Annotated in this window: 19 protein-coding genes and 2 tRNA genes; 14 read left to right on the top strand and 7 right to left on the bottom strand. The window is 59.4% G+C overall.

All coding sequences use genetic code 11. The annotated features are described in order from the left end of the window. Positions 1-26: 26 nt before the first annotated feature. The 5 genes from AC54AG_RS10365 to AC54AG_RS10345 form a co-directional block, all read right to left on the bottom strand. Positions 27-1,091, bottom strand: a complete 1,065-nt coding sequence (locus tag AC54AG_RS10365; RefSeq protein ID WP_331776159.1) for an alkene reductase — start codon at positions 1,089-1,091, stop codon at positions 27-29. A gap of 56 nt (positions 1,092-1,147) precedes the next feature. After that, positions 1,148-1,444, bottom strand: a complete 297-nt coding sequence (locus tag AC54AG_RS10360; RefSeq protein WP_034751927.1) for an ArsR/SmtB family transcription factor — start codon at positions 1,442-1,444, stop codon at positions 1,148-1,150. 139 nt (positions 1,445-1,583) lie between these two features. Beyond that, entirely contained in the window at positions 1,584-2,756 is a 1,173-nt protein-coding gene (locus tag AC54AG_RS10355) for a helix-turn-helix transcriptional regulator (RefSeq protein WP_331776160.1), read from the bottom strand. Positions 2,757-2,828: 72 nt separating this feature from the next. After that, positions 2,829-3,410: a hypothetical protein gene (locus AC54AG_RS10350; protein WP_319991186.1), complete on the bottom strand. Its 582-nt coding sequence runs from the start codon at positions 3,408-3,410 to the stop codon at positions 2,829-2,831. Positions 3,411-3,574: 164 nt separating this feature from the next. After that, on the bottom strand, positions 3,575-3,934 hold the full coding sequence (locus AC54AG_RS10345; protein ID WP_034751924.1) for a DUF1304 domain-containing protein: 360 nt from the start codon (positions 3,932-3,934) through the stop codon (positions 3,575-3,577). A 213-nt stretch (positions 3,935-4,147) separates the two neighbouring features. Between AC54AG_RS10345 and sugE the strand changes: the two genes are divergently transcribed. Together sugE and AC54AG_RS10335 are read left to right on the top strand one after the other, a co-directional pair. Then, positions 4,148-4,468: a quaternary ammonium compound efflux SMR transporter SugE gene (gene sugE, locus AC54AG_RS10340; protein WP_046684095.1), complete on the top strand. Its 321-nt coding sequence runs from the start codon at positions 4,148-4,150 to the stop codon at positions 4,466-4,468. A 22-nt stretch (positions 4,469-4,490) separates the two neighbouring features. Next, the gene (locus AC54AG_RS10335; protein WP_070217979.1) at positions 4,491-4,820 is read left to right on the top strand and encodes an SMR family transporter; all 330 of its coding nucleotides are present in this window, start codon (positions 4,491-4,493) and stop codon (positions 4,818-4,820) included. Positions 4,821-4,981: 161 nt separating this feature from the next. Here AC54AG_RS10335 and AC54AG_RS10330 read toward each other — a convergent pair whose 3' ends face one another. Continuing rightward, the gene (locus AC54AG_RS10330) at positions 4,982-5,944 is read right to left on the bottom strand and encodes a M14 family metallopeptidase (RefSeq protein WP_442907201.1); all 963 of its coding nucleotides are present in this window, start codon (positions 5,942-5,944) and stop codon (positions 4,982-4,984) included. Positions 5,945-6,083: 139 nt separating this feature from the next. Here AC54AG_RS10330 and AC54AG_RS10325 point away from each other — a divergent pair, with 139 nt between their 5' ends. Next, entirely contained in the window at positions 6,084-7,196 is a 1,113-nt protein-coding gene (locus AC54AG_RS10325) for an acyltransferase family protein (RefSeq protein ID WP_331776162.1), read from the top strand. A 1-nt stretch (position 7,197) separates the two neighbouring features. Here AC54AG_RS10325 and AC54AG_RS10320 read toward each other — a convergent pair whose 3' ends face one another. Then, a complete protein-coding gene (locus AC54AG_RS10320) occupies positions 7,198-7,662 on the bottom strand; it encodes a hypothetical protein (RefSeq protein ID WP_331776163.1) in 465 nt (154 codons plus the stop codon). Between the two features lie 136 nt (positions 7,663-7,798). Between AC54AG_RS10320 and AC54AG_RS10315 the strand changes: the two genes are divergently transcribed. The 11 genes from AC54AG_RS10315 (at position 7,799) to AC54AG_RS10265 (ending at position 16,963) form a co-directional block, all read left to right on the top strand. Then, positions 7,799-7,875: transfer RNA gene (locus AC54AG_RS10315), tRNA-Val, on the top strand. A gap of 63 nt (positions 7,876-7,938) precedes the next feature. Then, positions 7,939-8,015, top strand: a tRNA-Val gene (locus AC54AG_RS10310). 213 nt (positions 8,016-8,228) lie between these two features. Continuing rightward, on the top strand, positions 8,229-10,136 hold the full coding sequence (gene thrS, locus AC54AG_RS10305; RefSeq protein WP_034751987.1) for a threonine--tRNA ligase: 1,908 nt from the start codon (positions 8,229-8,231) through the stop codon (positions 10,134-10,136). Positions 10,137-10,148: 12 nt separating this feature from the next. Next, a complete protein-coding gene (gene infC, locus AC54AG_RS10300) occupies positions 10,149-10,709 on the top strand; it encodes a translation initiation factor IF-3 (protein ID WP_205711303.1) in 561 nt (186 codons plus the stop codon). A 227-nt stretch (positions 10,710-10,936) separates the two neighbouring features. After that, positions 10,937-11,134, top strand: a complete 198-nt coding sequence (gene rpmI, locus AC54AG_RS10295) for a 50S ribosomal protein L35 (RefSeq protein ID WP_038493025.1) — start codon at positions 10,937-10,939, stop codon at positions 11,132-11,134. A gap of 26 nt (positions 11,135-11,160) precedes the next feature. Continuing rightward, entirely contained in the window at positions 11,161-11,520 is a 360-nt protein-coding gene (gene rplT, locus AC54AG_RS10290) for a 50S ribosomal protein L20 (RefSeq protein ID WP_010399214.1), read from the top strand. 145 nt (positions 11,521-11,665) lie between these two features. Further along, positions 11,666-12,682 carry a phenylalanine--tRNA ligase subunit alpha gene (gene pheS, locus AC54AG_RS10285; RefSeq protein ID WP_034751917.1) on the top strand — a complete coding sequence of 339 codons (1,017 nt, stop codon included), beginning with the start codon at positions 11,666-11,668 and terminating at the stop codon, positions 12,680-12,682. A gap of 78 nt (positions 12,683-12,760) precedes the next feature. Further along, the gene (gene pheT, locus AC54AG_RS10280) at positions 12,761-15,187 is read left to right on the top strand and encodes a phenylalanine--tRNA ligase subunit beta (protein ID WP_331776164.1); all 2,427 of its coding nucleotides are present in this window, start codon (positions 12,761-12,763) and stop codon (positions 15,185-15,187) included. Positions 15,188-15,357: 170 nt separating this feature from the next. Beyond that, positions 15,358-15,705 (top strand): integration host factor subunit alpha, encoded by a 348-nt coding sequence (locus AC54AG_RS10275; RefSeq protein ID WP_010399205.1) that lies wholly within the window; start codon positions 15,358-15,360, stop codon positions 15,703-15,705. A 10-nt stretch (positions 15,706-15,715) separates the two neighbouring features. Next, positions 15,716-16,120: a MerR family transcriptional regulator gene (locus AC54AG_RS10270; protein ID WP_034751915.1), complete on the top strand. Its 405-nt coding sequence runs from the start codon at positions 15,716-15,718 to the stop codon at positions 16,118-16,120. A 210-nt stretch (positions 16,121-16,330) separates the two neighbouring features. Further along, positions 16,331-16,963: a response regulator gene (locus AC54AG_RS10265; RefSeq protein WP_010399201.1), complete on the top strand. Its 633-nt coding sequence runs from the start codon at positions 16,331-16,333 to the stop codon at positions 16,961-16,963. Positions 16,964-17,015: the final 52 nt, after the last annotated feature.

Below are 17,015 nucleotides of genomic sequence, written 5' to 3'. Positions count from 1 at the left end.
GCTCAGGGTGCCGCTCAGGGCGCCGTTCAGCCGTGGGCCGCCAGCGCCGGGTAGTCCGTGTAGCCGGCTGCGTCCGGCGCGTACAGGGTGGCCGGGTTCAGCGGGTTCAACGGCGCGTCGCTGTGCAGGCGGATGGGCAGGTCGGGGTTGGCGATGAACCACAGGCCAAAGGCGACGGCATCGGCTTCACCCTTGGCCAGCAGGGCTTCGGCCGCCGCCTTGTCCATTTTTTCGTTGGCGATGTACACGCCGCCGAATTCCTGTTTCAGGTACGGACCCAGGCGGTCGTCGCCGAGCGCTTCGCGCGCGCAGATGAAGGCGATGCCGCGCTTGCCCAGTTCGCGTGCCACATAGCCAAAGGTGGCGCGCGGGTCGGAATCGCCCATGTCGTGCGCATCGCGGCGCGGCGCCAGATGCATGCCGACCTTGTCCGCGCCCCATACTTCGATACATGCGTCCGTCACTTCCAGCATCAACCGGGCGCGGTTTTCAATTGAGCCGCCATAGTTGTCGGTGCGCAGGTTGGTGCTGTCTTGCAGGAACTGGTCGAGCAGATAACCGTTAGCGCCGTGGATTTCCACGCCGTCGAAGCCCGCTTTTTTCGCATTTTCCGCGCCAAGGCGGTAGGCCGCGACGATACCGGGAATCTCTTCCGCATCGAGCGCGCGCGGCGTGACGAATTCCTGTTGCGGGCGCACCAGGCTTACATGGCCTGCAGGCTTGACGGCGCTGGGCGCCACGGGCAGGTCGCCGTCGAGGAAGAGTGGTGCGGAAATGCGGCCCACGTGCCACAGTTGCAGCACGATCAGGCCGCCCGCGTCATGCACGGCCTTGGTGATGTGTTTCCAGCCTTCCACCTGTTCCTCGGACCAGATGCCCGGGGTGTCGGCATAGCCCACGCCCTGCGGCGTGACGGCCGTCGCTTCCGAGATGATCATGCCGGCCGAAGCGCGCTGCGTGTAGTACTCGGCCATCAGGGCGTTGGGCACGCGGCCCGGATTGCCGGCGCGCGAACGCGTCAGCGGCGCCATGATGATGCGGTTTTTCAGTTGCAGGCTGCCAATGGTGATGGGATCGAATAAAGTTGCCATGATGGTTGTCTTTCCTGTCGAGAGTGCCGCGTGCGGCGATGTGGATGGGGTTGCTGTTACAAACCTTGCTGCATGTGATCGAGAAAGGCCTGGATGGTCGCTTCATTGCGGCTGAAGAAACTCCATTGGCCCACCTTGGTGGCCGAAATCAGGCCCGCCTTCTGCAAGCTGGCCAGGTGTGCCGACACCGTCGATTGCGACAGGTTCAGGCGCCGGTCGATCAGGCCGGCGCACACGCCCAGGTGCAGCGGGTGATCCTGCTCCTGGAAATACTGTTCCGGCTCCTTCAGCCATTGCAGGATCTGCCGTCGCACGGGATTGGCCAGCGCCTTGTGGATGGCGTCGATATCCATATTGTTTCTCCTGAATATACGATTCGCTTTTCAGCGATGTATATATCGTGACTGTTCAATTTTAATATCGCTTTTTTACGATATGGCTATCTTACGATATAAATGAAAAGCGTGCTGGCGGCACGCATTTTTGAAGGGTTCAGGCGGGAAGGGGATTGCGCTGCAGCACGGCCGGACCTGTCAGCACGATGCGCACCAGGTCCACCTGGCGCTGGGCGCCGGCCTTGGCGGTGGCGCTCTTGATCTGCGTGCGCGCCGTGTGGATGGAGATGCGCTGGCGCTCGGCGTATTCCTGCAAGGAATAGCCGTTGACGAGCGCTTCCGTCAGGCGCGCCTCGGCCACCGTCATGCCATAGAAATTGCGCAAGGTGGCGGCCAGGGAGGTGATCAAGTCGCTGCTGTCGCTGAGGAAAACGGCGATGGCGCTGGCCGAGCCGAATGGGCTGTGCCAGGAGGGCAGGGGCGTGACGCGCAGGCGCAGCTGCTCGCCCGTCAGTCCGTTCAGATTGAGCACGCCGCCGGGGCCGCCTGCCGCCGTCGTGCCCGTTTGCGCGGCCTCGTGCAGCAGGCGCCGCAGCGCGCCGTTGTCCGCTTCGCGCGGGCAATACAGGGGCGCGCCTTCGCGCAGCTGCAGCAGCCGCGTCGAAGCCGTCATGGCCAGCGCCCGCTCATTGGCGTACAGCAATTGCGACGTGGCGTCGAGCAGCAGCACGCCAAACGGCAGCAATTCCAGTACCTGGGTGGAACTCTGGGACAGCACTTCCAGCCGGCGCAGCTTGCGCTGCAGGGCAAACGCCGTTTGCAGATGCGGCATCAGCTTGCGCATCAGCGCCAGCTCGCCCGCATCGTAGGCGCCCGCCCGTTCGCGGCGCACCACGGTGACGTTGGTGGAGCGTTCTGCGCGCAATTCGACGATGGCCGCCGCCGTATAAAAGATGTCTTGCGGGCGCAGCCAGTCCGTCCAGTATTCGGTTTTCTTCAGGCAATGGTCGGGAAACAGCATGGAGCCGGTGACGACGGCGCCTTCACGGTGCAGGGAGGCGTCTTCCAGCCAGACGTTGCGCGCACCGTAATAGCTGGCAAAGCTGGCCATGGCATCCGATTCGAAGCCATACGTGGCGGCCAGGCCGCTGCCCGGCAGCTGGACATCGACTGAGCGGTTGCTGAAATCATTGGCCCAGATCAAGCCTGCGTGCGACTGCAACTGTTGCGCCAGGGCGGCCAGGAATTTCGACCAGGCACCATGTTGTGTGGCCGCTTCGTAGATCAGGGTAATCAGTGCCTGGCTGGCGACGGCGAGCGATGGCGTCATTGGCGACCCTCATGGCGGCAAGCGGTGGGCAAGACAAACAAGGGCGGCCTTTGCTTCGGCCGCCCGGCTTTCTTAACGCGATTCCAGCCAGCTTTTGCCGCCGGACGTGCACGTGCTGAGGCTGGCGTACTGGCTCACATAGTTATAGCCGCTGCCGCAGCCGCCTTCGCCCGATTTGACGGGGCCGTAGCAAGCGCCTTCATAGCTGAGCTTACCATTGACGGTGGTACTTTTGACACAGAAATTGTAGTTGCTTGCCGTGGTGTTGTTGGGCAAGGTGGTGCCATTGTTTTGCCCGCAGCCCAGTTCCTTGCTCACGTTGCGCGCGTAGTCGACCATTTTCTGGTACGTGCCGCTGTAGTAGGCATCGGCCTTGGCTTTTTCTCCCAGCTTGCAGGCGGCGATCACGCTGTCATAGCCGGAATCGGCCTGCGCATAGTTGCCTGACACCTGGATGCCGCAGGCGCTGGCCTGCTTGCGTTCCGCGTCGCTGATCAGATTGCTGTACTGGCAGTTTGCCGAGGTGCCGCTGGTGCCGCCGGCGCTGGTGGAACCGCTGCCTGAGCTGGTGTCGTCGCTGCCGCCGCCACCGCAGGCGGACAGCATGAGACAGCCGAGTAAAGTGACGGCAAAGGTGGTTGGATGTGCTTGCATGATTTCCCCTGTGGACTGTGACGTGCCACCATGTATCTGGTGGTATCTTTTTTATTGCTACAAGGAATTGTATCGGGCATGTTTTTTGGAAACATCACCCATATGGGGTATGCGCAGGCAGCACGGAGCGGGGAAGGGCGGCCGGCTGGCCGCCCCGGCAGGCATCAGGCGAAGTGGAACAGCAGCAAGGCGATGACGGCAGGCACCGTTTGCAGGTAGAGGATGCGCGTCATGACGGTGGCCGCGCCCCACACACCGGCCACGGCGATGCAGGCCAGGCCGAACACGGTGAATGCATAAGCGATGGCCGCGTCCGGGTGAAAAAAGCCCAGTGCCAGCGCTGCGACGAGAAAACCGTTGTAACAGCCCTGGTTCGACATGGCGGGACGCACGATCTCCGCCTTTTCCTTGGACAGACCAAACACCTTGCGTCCGCGCGCATCGAACAGCACGGTTTCCAGCAGCACGATATACACGTGCAGCAACAGGATGAGGGCGGTAAGGATTTGGGCCAGTAGCAGCATTGTTGTTCCCGAAAGTGAATGGATGCGGCAATTATGCTGCCAAGTGCATGTTTTTTGGCAACTTTCGACTAGAGCGATGGTACTAGCGCAAAGTGTGCTTGGGGCAAGATTTTTCACCCAATGGTATACTTTTCCCTTTGCTCCTGTGGGGACGACCCCGCTCGATGTGGGGGCTGTATGGCGGGGACGACCCTGCCGCCTCGGGAGAAAAGTATGGCATGGATCATTCTGGTATTGGCGGGTTTGCTGGAAATCGGCTGGGCCATCGGCCTCAAGTACAGTGCCGGCTTTACGCGGCTCGTGCCCTCCGTGCTGACGGCGGTTTCCATGGTGGGCAGCGTGGTGATGCTGGGCCTGGCCTTGCGCACCTTGCCGCTGGGCACGGCCTACGCCATCTGGACGGGCATCGGCACCGTTGGCACGGCCATCTTCGGCATCATGGTGCTGGGCGAGCCGGCCAGCGCCGCGCGCATCGCCTGCATCGCCCTGATCGTGTCCGGCATCCTGGGCTTGAAACTGCTCAGCCCACAATAAGGAGGCCAGCATGAGTCTCGCCATGACCTATTTCTACCTGGCCATCGCCATCATCGCCGAAGTGATCGCCACCAGCGCCTTGAAGGCGTCCGAGGGCTTCAGCCGCTTGTGGCCCAGCGTCATCACCGTGGTTGGCTACAGCATCGCCTTCTGGTGCCTATCCCTGACCTTGAAGGTCATTCCTACCGGCATCGTGTATGCGATCTGGTCGGGCGTGGGCATCGTGCTCATTTCCGCCGTCGGCTGGTTTTGGTTCAAGCAAAGCCTCGATACGCCGGCCTTGATCGGCCTGGGGCTGATCATTGCCGGCGTGCTCGTGATTAACTTGTTTTCCAAGTCCGTCGGGCACTAGGAGCCTATCCCAGTAGATGAATACATCCCCTGCTGGCGCCCCTCAGAAGCGGGGACTGCGTTGATCGTCGTCGCGTGGCTCGCCACGCGTCCTCCTCACGCCTTGTCCGCGCTCCTGATGAACTACCAGCAGATGACGCTCCCTACTGGAATAGGCTCTAATCAGAAACTGCTGGCAACCCGCGCCAGGTAATACCACTCGGCATTGGCTTGCGCGTTGACGTCCGGGAACAGGATGTAGGCGTCGAACTCGGCCGTCACGGGCGTGCCGTCCGCGCGCACGCCGATCTGCTCGCCCTGTTGCACCTTGTCAAAGCTGGACCAGGTCTTGATGAAGCGGTCGCCCGCATCGCGCTTGTCGTGCACGACGACCATGTTCAGCGCTTCCATGTCGGCATCGGCGATCGGTTCGGGCTGCGGCGCGTCGATGAAGCCGAGGAAGGCGAGCGTGTTCATGATGGCGCGGTAGGCAACGTCCGGCGCGGCCGGGTCCGCGTGCTGGCCGCATTCCAGGGTCAGCGCATAACCGCCCGTCGAGCGCATGTATTCCGTCGTGCCCACGCCGTAGCGCAAGACCATGCCCACCTGGTCGCTGGTGCCCAGGCGGCGCTGTACGCCGGCGCCATACGTTTGCAGCCAGCCATCGACGAAGCGGCGCACGCCCAGGCGGCGTGCCAGCGCGCGTTCCTTGTCTTCGTGCTTGAACGGTTGCAGCGGGCCATCGTTGTTGCGCGGTCCCACCATGACGAAGGGCTGGCTGTCGGCATTGAACGAGTGCAAGTCCAGCAGCACGTCGTGCTGGCCCAGCAGCGGGCATAGCCAGTTGGCGATGCGGTCTTCGAAATCCTGTGGATTGTCGTTGGGGAACAGGTTGCGGTTCAGGTTGCGGTCGCCGCTGCGCACGCCCTTGGCGTAAGCGAGCGGGTTGGTGATGGGCACGAACGTGACGCTGCCGGCCACGATGGAGAGGGCGCCGCTGTCGAGTTCAGCCATCACGCGGTGGATGCCCTTGGTGCCGCAGGTTTCATTGCCGTGTACGGCGCCGGTGACGATCAGGCGCGGGCCGCTGCCCTGGCCCGTGTAGTTGATGGACTTGAAGTGGAGTGCGCTGCTCATGCTGGACATATCCTATTGTGTATCAGGGAAGGGAAAGCGGGGTCGGCATATTTTAGCGGGATTCGCCACAGCCTCTCGTAAAAATGTGCGCATCGTCGGGCCCGGCATGGCATGATCGGCGCCACCGTTGTTTTCCCTTGCCGATTCCATGCCCAGCACTTCCCATCCTTCCCGCCTTTACGGCCTCGATACCCTGCGTGCGCTGGCCATCGTACTCGTCTTCATGAACCATTATTTGCTGTTCGTCAGCGAGGGCGGGGCGTTCGGTTTCTGGGGCGAAATCGGCTGGACGGGCGTGGACCTGTTCTTTGCCCTCAGCGGCTACCTGATCGGCAACCAGATCTTTGCGGCCTTGCGCAGCGAGCACGGCTTTTCCTTGCCGCGTTTCTATGCGCGGCGCTTCCTGCGCACCTTGCCCAGTTTCTACGCCGTGCTGGCCCTGTATTACTTGTGGCCCGCGTTTCGCGGCGATAGCGCGTTATTGCCGCTGTGGAAATTCCTGACCTTTACGCAGAATATCAATCTGACGCCGGGTACGGCGTTTTCGCATGCGTGGTCGCTGTGCGTGGAAGAACAGTTCTACGTGCTGCTGCCGGCCGTGGCGCTGTTGATCGCCGCCTGCCGCAAGTCCCTGCTGTGGGCCTGGCTGGCCGTGGCCGCCAGCTTTATCGTCGGCATGCTGGTGCGCGCCTATTTGTGGGATGAGTATGTGCAAGTGCCGCGCGGCGGCCTTGGCTATTACAAGTATATTTATTACGCGTCGTGGTGTCGTTTCGACGAGCTGGTGGCGGGCGTGGCGCTGGCGCTGCTGAAGAATTACCATCCGGCCGCCTGGACGCGCCTGACATCCCATGGCAACCGCAGCTTGCTGGCCGGAATTGTCGGCACGGCGCTGATGTTTTATGTGTTCCTGAACGATCACTATGGCTACTGGGTGACGGTGTTCGGTTATCCGGCCCTGGCCGCCAGTTTTACCCTGCTGCTGATCGCGGCGCTCAGTCCAGCCAGCGCACTCTATCGACTGCGCGTGCCGGGCGCGGCCAGCCTGGCCCTGTGGTCGTATGCGATTTACTTGCTGCACAAGCAGCTGTGCATTTTATTGCGGCCCTATTTGCAAGACGTTGGCCATGGCGCCGATAGCCTCACAGCGATACTGGCCAGTATTGCTGCCAGCATCGCCACAGGCTGGCTTTTATATGCTTTGGTGGAAACGCCGTTCATGCGCTTGCGGGCGCGCTACGTTCCCGCCACCCACGCCTGATTTACATATCGATGACGTCGAGCCCGCGCGGCGTGCCCACCAGCAATTCCAGGATCGCATGCACGCGCAGATTCGTGTCCTCGTGTTCCGTGTTGAAGATCAGGTTGCGCAGGCCGGGCACGGCTTCCGTGATGTGGTCGCTGGCGTAGGCGTTGATCAATAACAAGACCAGGTCCGTGGCGCCTGCGCCGGGCTGACGCCGCAACCGGCCGTGGATCACGTTCAGCAGCGCACGCTGCATGCGCGGCGTGGGATTGGTGATGTAAGCGAAGACGCTCGGCGTGTTGGCGATGGCCGCGCAGATGCGCCGCTCGATCTCGTCGGGCTTCACGTCGGAGGCGATATCGAAATACGCGGCGTCCCAGCGCGTACGCGCGTACGGATGATGGGGCGGGAAGGAGTCGGCCGTTTCAAAACCGCAAATGCGGCTCAGGGTTTTCAGCCAAGTTAGTATGGTGGAATTCATGCCCCGATTCTAGCGGCATTCCGCATGCGCCGGGCCCTCTCCATATAAAGGAGGCTGACGCCCGGAGAATGATTAAAGTTTCCTGTAAAACAGCCCTTGTCATTCTGGGAAAGCCTCTCTATAATGCTGGTCTTCGGGGCGGTTAGTTCAGCTGGTTAGAATACTTGGTCGACATCCAAGGGGTCGGGGATTCGAATTCCTCACCGCCCACCAGAATTTGGCAGTAGATGGTTTTAAAGACGATTGCTGATGCAGTGATCGATAAAAAAGTTTTACGGGCGGTTAGTTCAGCTGGTTAGAATACTTGGTCGACATCCAAGGGGTCGGGGATTCGAATTCCTCACCGCCCACCAGAATGCAGTTAGAGAGAAAGGGTAAACCGGTTATGACACCGCGAACTACTACCAAGCTTTGGGAGTGACGCTAGTCGAACGGGTTTCCTTTGTCTCAAGAAAGTGAAAAACGCGGCTAGTCCGCGTTTTTTTGCGTCCGCGTTTTCCTTTCAGTTTTTCAGTCCACACCACATTGCAGTTTTACCTGGCGCCAGCGCCGATATGGAGATCAATATGCTTACAATCCGACTTCCCGATGGTTCCGCCCGTCAATTCGACGGTCCGGTCACCGTGGCCCAGGTTGCGGCCAATATTGGTACCGGCCTGGCCAAGGCTGCCTTGGCCGGCAAGGTCGATGGCAAGCTGGTCGATACTTCCTATCTGATCGAGCAAGACGCGGAACTGGCGATCGTGACGGACAAGGACGCCGATGGCCTGGAAGTGATCCGCCACTCGACGGCCCACTTGCTGGCGTATGCCGTCAAGGAATTGTTCCCCGACGCGCAAGTGACCATCGGTCCCGTGATCGACAACGGTTTTTACTATGACTTCGCCTACAAGCGTCCGTTCACGCCCGAAGATCTGATCGCGATCGAAAAGAAAATGGCGGAACTGGCCAAGAAGGATGAGCAAGTCACGCGCAAGGTTGTCGCGCGCGACGAAGCCATCGAGTACTTCAAAGGCATCGGCGAAGCGTACAAGGCTGAACTGATCGGTTCGATCCCGGCCGACCAGGAAGTGTCGCTGTATTCCGAAGGCAAGTTCACGGATTTGTGCCGCGGCCCGCACGTGCCATCGACGGGCAAGCTGAAAGTGTTCAAGCTGATGAAGCTGGCCGGCGCCTACTGGCGCGGCGACTCGAAAAACGAGATGCTGCAGCGTATCTATGGCACGGCCTGGGCCAAGAAGGAAGATCAGGAACTGTATTTGCACAACCTGGAAGAGGCGGAAAAGCGCGATCACCGCAAATTGGGCAAGCAGCTCGATTTCTTCCATTTCCAGGAAGAAGCGCCAGGCTTGATCTTCTGGCATCCGAAAGGCTGGTCGATCTGGCAGCAAGTCGAGCAATACATGCGCAATGTGTACCAGGTCAACGGCTATCAGGAAGTCAAGGCGCCGCAAATTCTCGACCGTGGCCTGTGGGAAAAAACGGGCCACTGGGACAATTACCGTGAAAACATGTTCATCACGGAATCGGAAAACCGCGCCTATGCGCTGAAGCCGATGAATTGCCCTGGCCATATCCAGATTTTCAACAATGGCATGCGCAGCTACCGCGACCTGCCATTGCGCTACGGCGAATTCGGTCAATGCCACCGCAACGAACCGTCGGGCGCCTTGCACGGCATGATGCGCGTGCGCGGCTTTACGCAGGATGACGGCCACATCTTCTGCCTGGAAGAGCAGATCGCCGGCGAAGTGACGGCGTTCCACCAGCAGGCGATGGATGTGTACACGGCTTTCGGCTTCACGAATATCGATGTGAAACTGGCTTTGCGTCCTGATAACCGCATCGGCACGGAAGAGTCGTGGGATTTCGCCGAGGAATCCCTGCGTTCGGCCCTGCGCGCCTGCGGCGTGGAATGGACGGAATTGCCGGGCGAGGGCGCGTTCTACGGTCCGAAGATCGAATACCACCTGAAGGATAGCCTGGGCCGCGCATGGCAAGTGGGCACCGTGCAGATCGATCCGTCGATGCCGGGCCGCCTGGGTGCCGAATATGTGGCCGTGGACAATACGCGCCAGGTGCCGATCATGCTGCACCGCGCGATCGTCGGTTCGCTGGAACGTTTCATCGGCATCCTGATCGAACACTATGCGGGCGCCATGCCGTTGTGGCTGTCGCCGGTGCAAGTGTCGGTGTTGAATATTTCCGACGCTCAAGCCGACTATGTACAGGAAGTTACAACAAAACTGCGCAAAGCAGGGCTGCGCGTACAGGCTGATTTGCGTAACGAGAAGATTACCTATAAAATACGTGAACATTCCGTACAAAAATTGCCTTACATCTTAGTGATTGGCGACAAAGAGCGGGATGCGAATACAGTGGCCGTGCGGGCGCGGGGCAATGTCGATCTGGGCGTGATGTCCGTCGATGCCCTGATAGAGCGACTCAAACATGAAGTCGACACCAAGGCCTGACGAGGAAACTCGCTGCACGACCGTCTTACAAGATTTTTAAAGGAAATTACAATAGCTACTGACAAGTCACATCGCATCAATGGCGAAATCACTGCCCCTGAAATGCGTTTAAGCGGGGTCGATAACGAGCCACTCGGTATCGTAAGTTTGGCTGAAGCCTTCCGCCTGGCGGAAGAGGCAAACGTCGATCTGGTGGAAATTGCGCCTACCGCGCAGCCACCGGTGTGCCGTTTGATGGACTACGGCAAATTTAAGTATTCGGAGCAAAAGAAAGCTCACGAAGCCAAATTGAAGCAAAAGATCATCCTCGTGAAGGAAGTCAAATTCCGTCCGGGGACTGATGATGGTGACTACAATATCAAGTTGCGTAATCTCATCAAGTTCCTTGAAGATGGCGATAAAACCAAGATCACCTTGCGTTTCCGCGGTCGGGAGATGGCGCATCAGGATATTGGCTTCCGCATGCTGGAACGTCTGAAAGCCGATCTGGAGCCGTATGGCCAGGTTGAGCAGTTCCCGAAGATGGAAGGCCGCCAAATGATCATGGTTCTTTCGCCTAAGAAGAAGAAGTAAGATACAATAGCGTTTTACTGTGGATCGACGTGGTTTGTGCCTGCATGGGTGCGACACCAGATTCCAGGCAGAATTTGCGCGGCCCGGTCAGCAATGCCCGGGCCGCGTGAACTGTAGTGGACTCGCATCCGCTGCACAACATGTGAAAGCAGGCATCTAAGCGCAGCGTCGTGTTGCCACCTGCAATCCTGTTATAAATGGAGCTGTCCGTAAGAGGACAGATTGCTATGCCTAAAATGAAGACCAAAAGCTCCGCGAAAAAACGTTTTCGCGTGCGTCCAGGTGGAACAGTCAAGTCGGGTCACGCGTTCAAACGCCACATCCTGACCAAGAAAACCACCAAAAACAAACGTCAGTTGCGCGGTACCCGTAACATCAACGCATCGGATGTCACATCCGTCATGCGCATGATGCCGACTGCTTAATCTCACACTCAATTTAAGGAGTTACTATGCCTAGAGTAAAACGTGGGGTTACAGCTCGTGCCCGTCATAAGAAGATTCTTGTTCAAGCTAAAGGCTACCGTGGTCGCCGCAGCCGTGTATACCGTGTTGCCAAGCAAGCAGTTATGCGCGCTGGCCAATACGCTTACCGCGATCGCCGCAACAAGAAGCGCGTTTTCCGCCGCCTGTGGATCGCCCGTATCAACGCCGCTTCCCGTGAGCATGGCGTAACGTACAGCGTATTCATGAACGGCTTGAAAAAAGCAAATATCGAACTGGACCGTAAAGTCCTGGCCGATATGGCTGTGATGGACAAGCCAGCATTCGCTGCGATTGTCAACGCAGTTAAAGCAAAAATCGCTGCGTAAGCATCGGTCATTGCACAACGTCATCCGTAGGGTGACGTCATAAAGAGCGGGGCAGGGGTGTGAACCTTATGCCCCGTTTCCGTTTTTGATTGTTGGACTTTTGCTAATCGAGTCCAGAATTGATGTCCAAAACAGGAAATGCCGCATGAACTCCCTAGAAGAACTCGTCGTCTCGGCCCAGGCTGACTTTATCGCCGCCGCAGACGCTGCCGCACTTGAAAACGCCAAAGCCCGCTACCTGGGCAAGACTGGCCAGATTACCGAAATGATGAAGGGCCTGGGCAAGCTGGACCCGGACGCGCGCAAGGCGCAGGGCGCCCTGATCAACGCCGTCAAAGTGCAGATCGAAGACGCGCTGACGGCGCGCCGTGATGCGCTGGCCGATGCCCAGATGCAAGGCCGTCTGAACGCCGAGGCGATCGACGTGACCCTGCCAGGCCGTGGCCGCATGCCAGGCGGCATCCATCCCGTGATGCGCACGTGGGAGCGGGTCGAGGAAATCTTCCGCTCCATCGGTTTCGACGTGGCCGACGGCCCTGAAATCGAAAACGACTGGACCAACTTCACGGCGCTCAACAGCCCGGAAAACCACCCAGCCCGTTCCATGCAAGACACGTTCTACATCGATGGCAACGACACCGATGGCAAGCCCTTGCTGCTGCGCACCCACACGAGCCCGATGCAGGTGCGCTATGCGCGCACGCATACGCCGCCGATCAAGGTCATCGCGCCGGGCCGCACCTACCGCGTCGACAGCGACGCCACCCATTCGCCCATGTTCCACCAGGTCGAAGGCCTGTGGATCGCCGAAGACATCAGCTTTGCCGACCTGAAGGGCGTGTACCTGAATTTCGTCAAGGCCTTCTTCGAGACAGATGACCTGCAGGTGCGCTTCCGTCCATCGTACTTCCCGTTCACGGAACCGTCGGCCGAGATCGACATCGCCTTTGGCTCCGGCCCGTTGAAGGGCCGCTGGCTGGAAGTGTCGGGCGCCGGCCAGGTGCATCCGACCGTGGTGAAGAACTTCGGCCTCGATCCCGAGAAATTCATCGGTTTCGCTTTCGGCTCCGGCCTGGAACGCTTGACGATGCTGCGTTACGGCATCAACGACCTGCGCCTGTTCTATGAAGGCGACTTGCGTTTCTTGAAGCAATTCAACTAAGCGTTGTTCCGTTTGATTCATGGCGCTTGAGCGCCTGTGCGCTCGCGCTGTGAGCTTTGACCCTTTGAAGGCTTGATTATGCAATTTTCCGAAAACTGGCTCCGTACCATGGTCGATCCGAAGATGACTTCGGACGAACTGGCCCATCTGCTGACCATGTCCGGTCTCGAAGTCGAAGACGTCGATCCTGTCGCGCCCCCGTTCTCGAACGTGGTGGTGGGTCTGGTCCTTGAGATGGAAAAACATCCGAACGCGGACCGCCTGAATGTATGCCAGGTCGACGTCGGCACGGGCACCATGCTCAACATCGTCTGCGGCGCGCCGAACGTGCGCCCGGGCTTGAAAGTCGTCTGCGCGATGGCCGGCGCCGTGCTGCCGCCTGGCGCCGATGGCAAGCCGTTTGAAATCAAGGTGGGCCAGCTGCGCGGCGTCGAGTCGCAAGGCATGCTGTGCTCCGCGCGCGAATTGAAATTGTCGGAAGAAAACGCCGGCTTGATGGAATTGCCGGACGACGCGCCGATCGGCCAGAACTTCCGCGATTACTTTGCGCTCAACGACTTGAAATTCACCATCAAGTTGACGCCAAACAAGGCGGACTGCCTGTCCGTGCTGGGCGTGGCGCGCGAAGTGTCGGCACTCACGGGCGTGCCCCTGAATGCGCCGCAGTTCCGCACCGTGCCTGTTTCCAGCGACGAAATCCTGCCCGTGAAAGTCAGCGCGCCGGACCTGTGCGGCCGTTTCACCGGCCGCGTCATCCGCGGCTTGAATGCCAAGGCAGCCACGCCGGACTGGATGAGGCAGCGCCTCGAGCGCAGCGGCCAGCGTCCGCTGTCGGCCCTGGTCGATATCTCGAACTATGTCATGCTGGAACTGGGCCGTCCCAGCCACGTGTTTGACCTGGCCAAGATCCACGGCAGCCTCGACGTGCGTTGGGGCAAGGCGGGCGAATCCGTCAAGCTGTTGAACGGCAATACCATCGCCGTCGACGAGTGGATCGGCGTCATTGCTGACGATAAAGAAATCGAATCCTTGGCCGGCATCATGGGCGGCGACGCCAGTTCCGTGTCGGATGATACGGACAGCATTTATCTGGAAGCGGCATTCTGGTGGCCGAACGCCATTCAAGGCCGCGCGCGCCGTTTGAATTTCTCGACCGATGCGGCGCACCGCTTCGAGCGCGGCGTCGATTTCGCCACCACCGTCGAGCACATCGAGCGCATCACGGCGCTGATCGTGGAAATCTGCGGCACGCCAGCGACCACCGTCGGCCCCGTCGACGACCACGTGGTGAACTTGCCGCAACGCCAGCCCGTATCGATGCGCACGGCGCGCGCGCAAAAAGTCATCGGCGTGCCGCTCAACGATGAGCTGATTGCCGATATCTTTACGCGCCTGGCCCTGCCATACACCTTGGCGGACGGCGTGTTTTCCGTGACCTCGCCCAGCTACCGTTTCGACATCGAGATCGAGGAAGACCTGATCGAGGAAGTGGCGCGCGTGTACGGTTTTGAAAACATCCCGACCTTGCCGCCCGTGGCCGCGAACGTGATGCAGATTGCACCGGAAAATACCCGCTCCTTGTTTGCGGTACGTCATGAACTGGCCGACCTGGGCTTCCAGGAAGTGGTTAACATGAGCTTTGTCGATACGGCATGGGAGCGCGATTTCTCGGGCAACACGAATCCGATCAAATTGCAGAACCCGATCGCCAGCCAGATGAGCGTGATGCGCTCCTCGCTGATCGGCAGCCTGATCGCCAATGTGCGCTACAACCTGAACCGCAAGACGAACCGCGTGCGCATCTTCGAAGTGGGCGCCATCTACCAGCGCGACGACAGCGTGGAAAACGGCCCGTTGTCGGTGGCTGGCTACGCCCAGCCGAAGCGCGTGGCTGCCATGGCCTACGGCGCGGTTGCCGACGAGCAGTGGGGCCAGGCCGCACGCACGGTCGACTTCTTCGACGTGAAGGCGGACCTGGAAGCGCTGTTCGCGCCGCTGGTCTTGCGTTTCACCAAGGCGGAGCATCCGGCACTGCATCCGGGCCGTTCGGCCAACGTGGAGCTCGATGGCAAGGTCATCGGTTTCATCGGCGAATTGCACCCGCGCTGGATGCAAAAGTATGACTTGCCGCTGGCACCCGTGCTGTTCGAAGTCGACGCCGCTGCCTTGACGCAAAGAGTCGTGCCCGCATACCAGGAAATCTCGAAATTCCCTGGCGCCAGCCGCGACCTGGCCGTGGTCGTCAAGCAATCGGTGGCCGTGCAGGATCTGCTCGACAGCTTCCACGCGGCAGCGAAGGCGAGCCCGGCAGCGCGTATCGTGCAAGCCATTGTTTTATTTGATGAATATCGTGGAAAAGGTCTGGAAGCGGATGAAAAAAGCCTTGCTTTCCGGATTAGCTTGCAAGATACTCAAAACACCCTGCAAGACGATGTCGTCGATGGCCTGATGGCTGTCCTGATCGATGCTGCCAAGCAGGGCCACGACGCGAAACTGCGTTCGTAATTATCGGACTGGCCGTCGCCTTGCGTGACGGTCTTTCCGTCGTCAATCGTAGACGAGCTTGCCATGTGGCGAGCTCGGGCGCACAGAAAAGGCAGGGCAGGAAAATTAATAACAGCGACGTTGATTCCGCCGTACTGCAATCCGCACTGGCCGCCGATTTGCATCGGGCCATGCTGGTTGCCAAAGTGCGCCAGGAAGCGGAAAAAGATTTACCGACCTTGACCAAGGCGGAACTGGCCGAACTGTTGTTCGAGCAAGTGGGCCTGAACAAGCGCGAAGCGAAGGATATGGTCGAGACCTTTTTCGACGAAATCCGCAACGCGCTCGAGCGTGGCGAGGCCGTCAAGTTGTCCGGTTTCGGCAATTTCCAGTTGCGCGACAAGCCGCAGCGGCCGGGCCGCAATCCGAAGACGGGCGAAGAGATCCCCATCACGGCGCGCCGTGTCGTGACCTTCCATGCGAGCCAGAAGCTGAAAAGCATGGTCGAAGAGACCAGTCCGCTGGCACGTGCTGCCTGAGTGAGTGGCGATGAACGAGCGCATCAGTAAAACCGAGTTGATCGCCTTGCCGCCCATTCCGGCGAAACGCTATTTCACGATCGGCGAGGTGAGCGAGTTGTGCGGCGTCAAACCGCACGTACTGCGCTACTGGGAGCAGGAGTTTTCCCAGCTCAAACCGGTCAAGCGACGTGGCAACCGCCGTTATTATCAGCACCATGAGGTGCTGCTGATACGCCGCATCCGCGAATTGCTGTACGAGCAGGGCTTTACCATCAGCGGCGCGCGCAACAAGCTCGACAGCCGCGGCGCCTCGCATGGCATCGCCGACGAGCTGCCAGTGCTGCCGGCCATGCCTGCCGTGCCGCAGGAAGCGCCGCTGGACCGCGTGTGGATACGCAATGAATTAATGGCGATTTTAAACTTGCTAAAATAAGATTTGTACCAATATAGGTGGGGTTGTCCGTTAGCGGTTGGCCAAGTTGACTATACTGCATGGATGCTCCGCCTTGGCGTTGACGCTACCGTACGGCGCGCCATATTTTGAATATAATGTTAATGTTGCGTTTTTGTTAGTGACGCTGAACCGGAGCAGCGTTCAGGTTCCGGTAGTCTTTCCCAGGCCAGGAAAATTTAAGGGGAAACAATGATACGCGTTGCCATTTGTGATGATCACCAAATAGTACGAGCTGGATTCAAACAGATTTTTTCGTCTTCTGACGATTTCAGTGTGGTGGCGGAAGCCGGTACGGGGCGCGAAGCGCTCGATATCGCCCGCCGCGAAATTTGCGATGTATTGCTGCTCGATATAGCCATGCCCGATCAAAGCGGCATCGATACCTTGCGCACGATCCGCCAGGGCCAGCCGGAATTGCCCGTGCTGATACTCAGCGGCTATCCCGCGCAGCAGTACGCGCTGAACCTGTTCAAGATGGGCGCGAACGGCTATCTGAACAAGGAATGCGAAGCCGACGAGCTGATGACGGCCGTGCGCACCGTATTCCAGGGACGCCGCTATGTCAGCTCGACCGTGGGCGAATTGCTGGCGCAGTCGTTTGACCGCGACACGAATGCCGCGCTGCATACGGAATTGTCGGACCGCGAGTTCCAGGTCTTCCTGCGCCTGGCGCGTGGTGCCACCGTGTCCGATATCGGCGTGGCCTTATCGCTGAGCATCAAGACGGTCAGTACCTACCGTACGCGCATCATGGAAAAAATGGGCTTGCAATCTAACAGCGACTTGACCTATTACGCAATGAAAAACAATTTGCTTGACTAGCGCTGCGGTGCGATCATTGAAACATGATCGCTCAGCCAGCTAGCCAGCACGA

The organism is Janthinobacterium sp. BCJ23, assembly GCF_059617945.1.
This window is presented reverse-complemented; position numbering and strand designations above follow the sequence as displayed.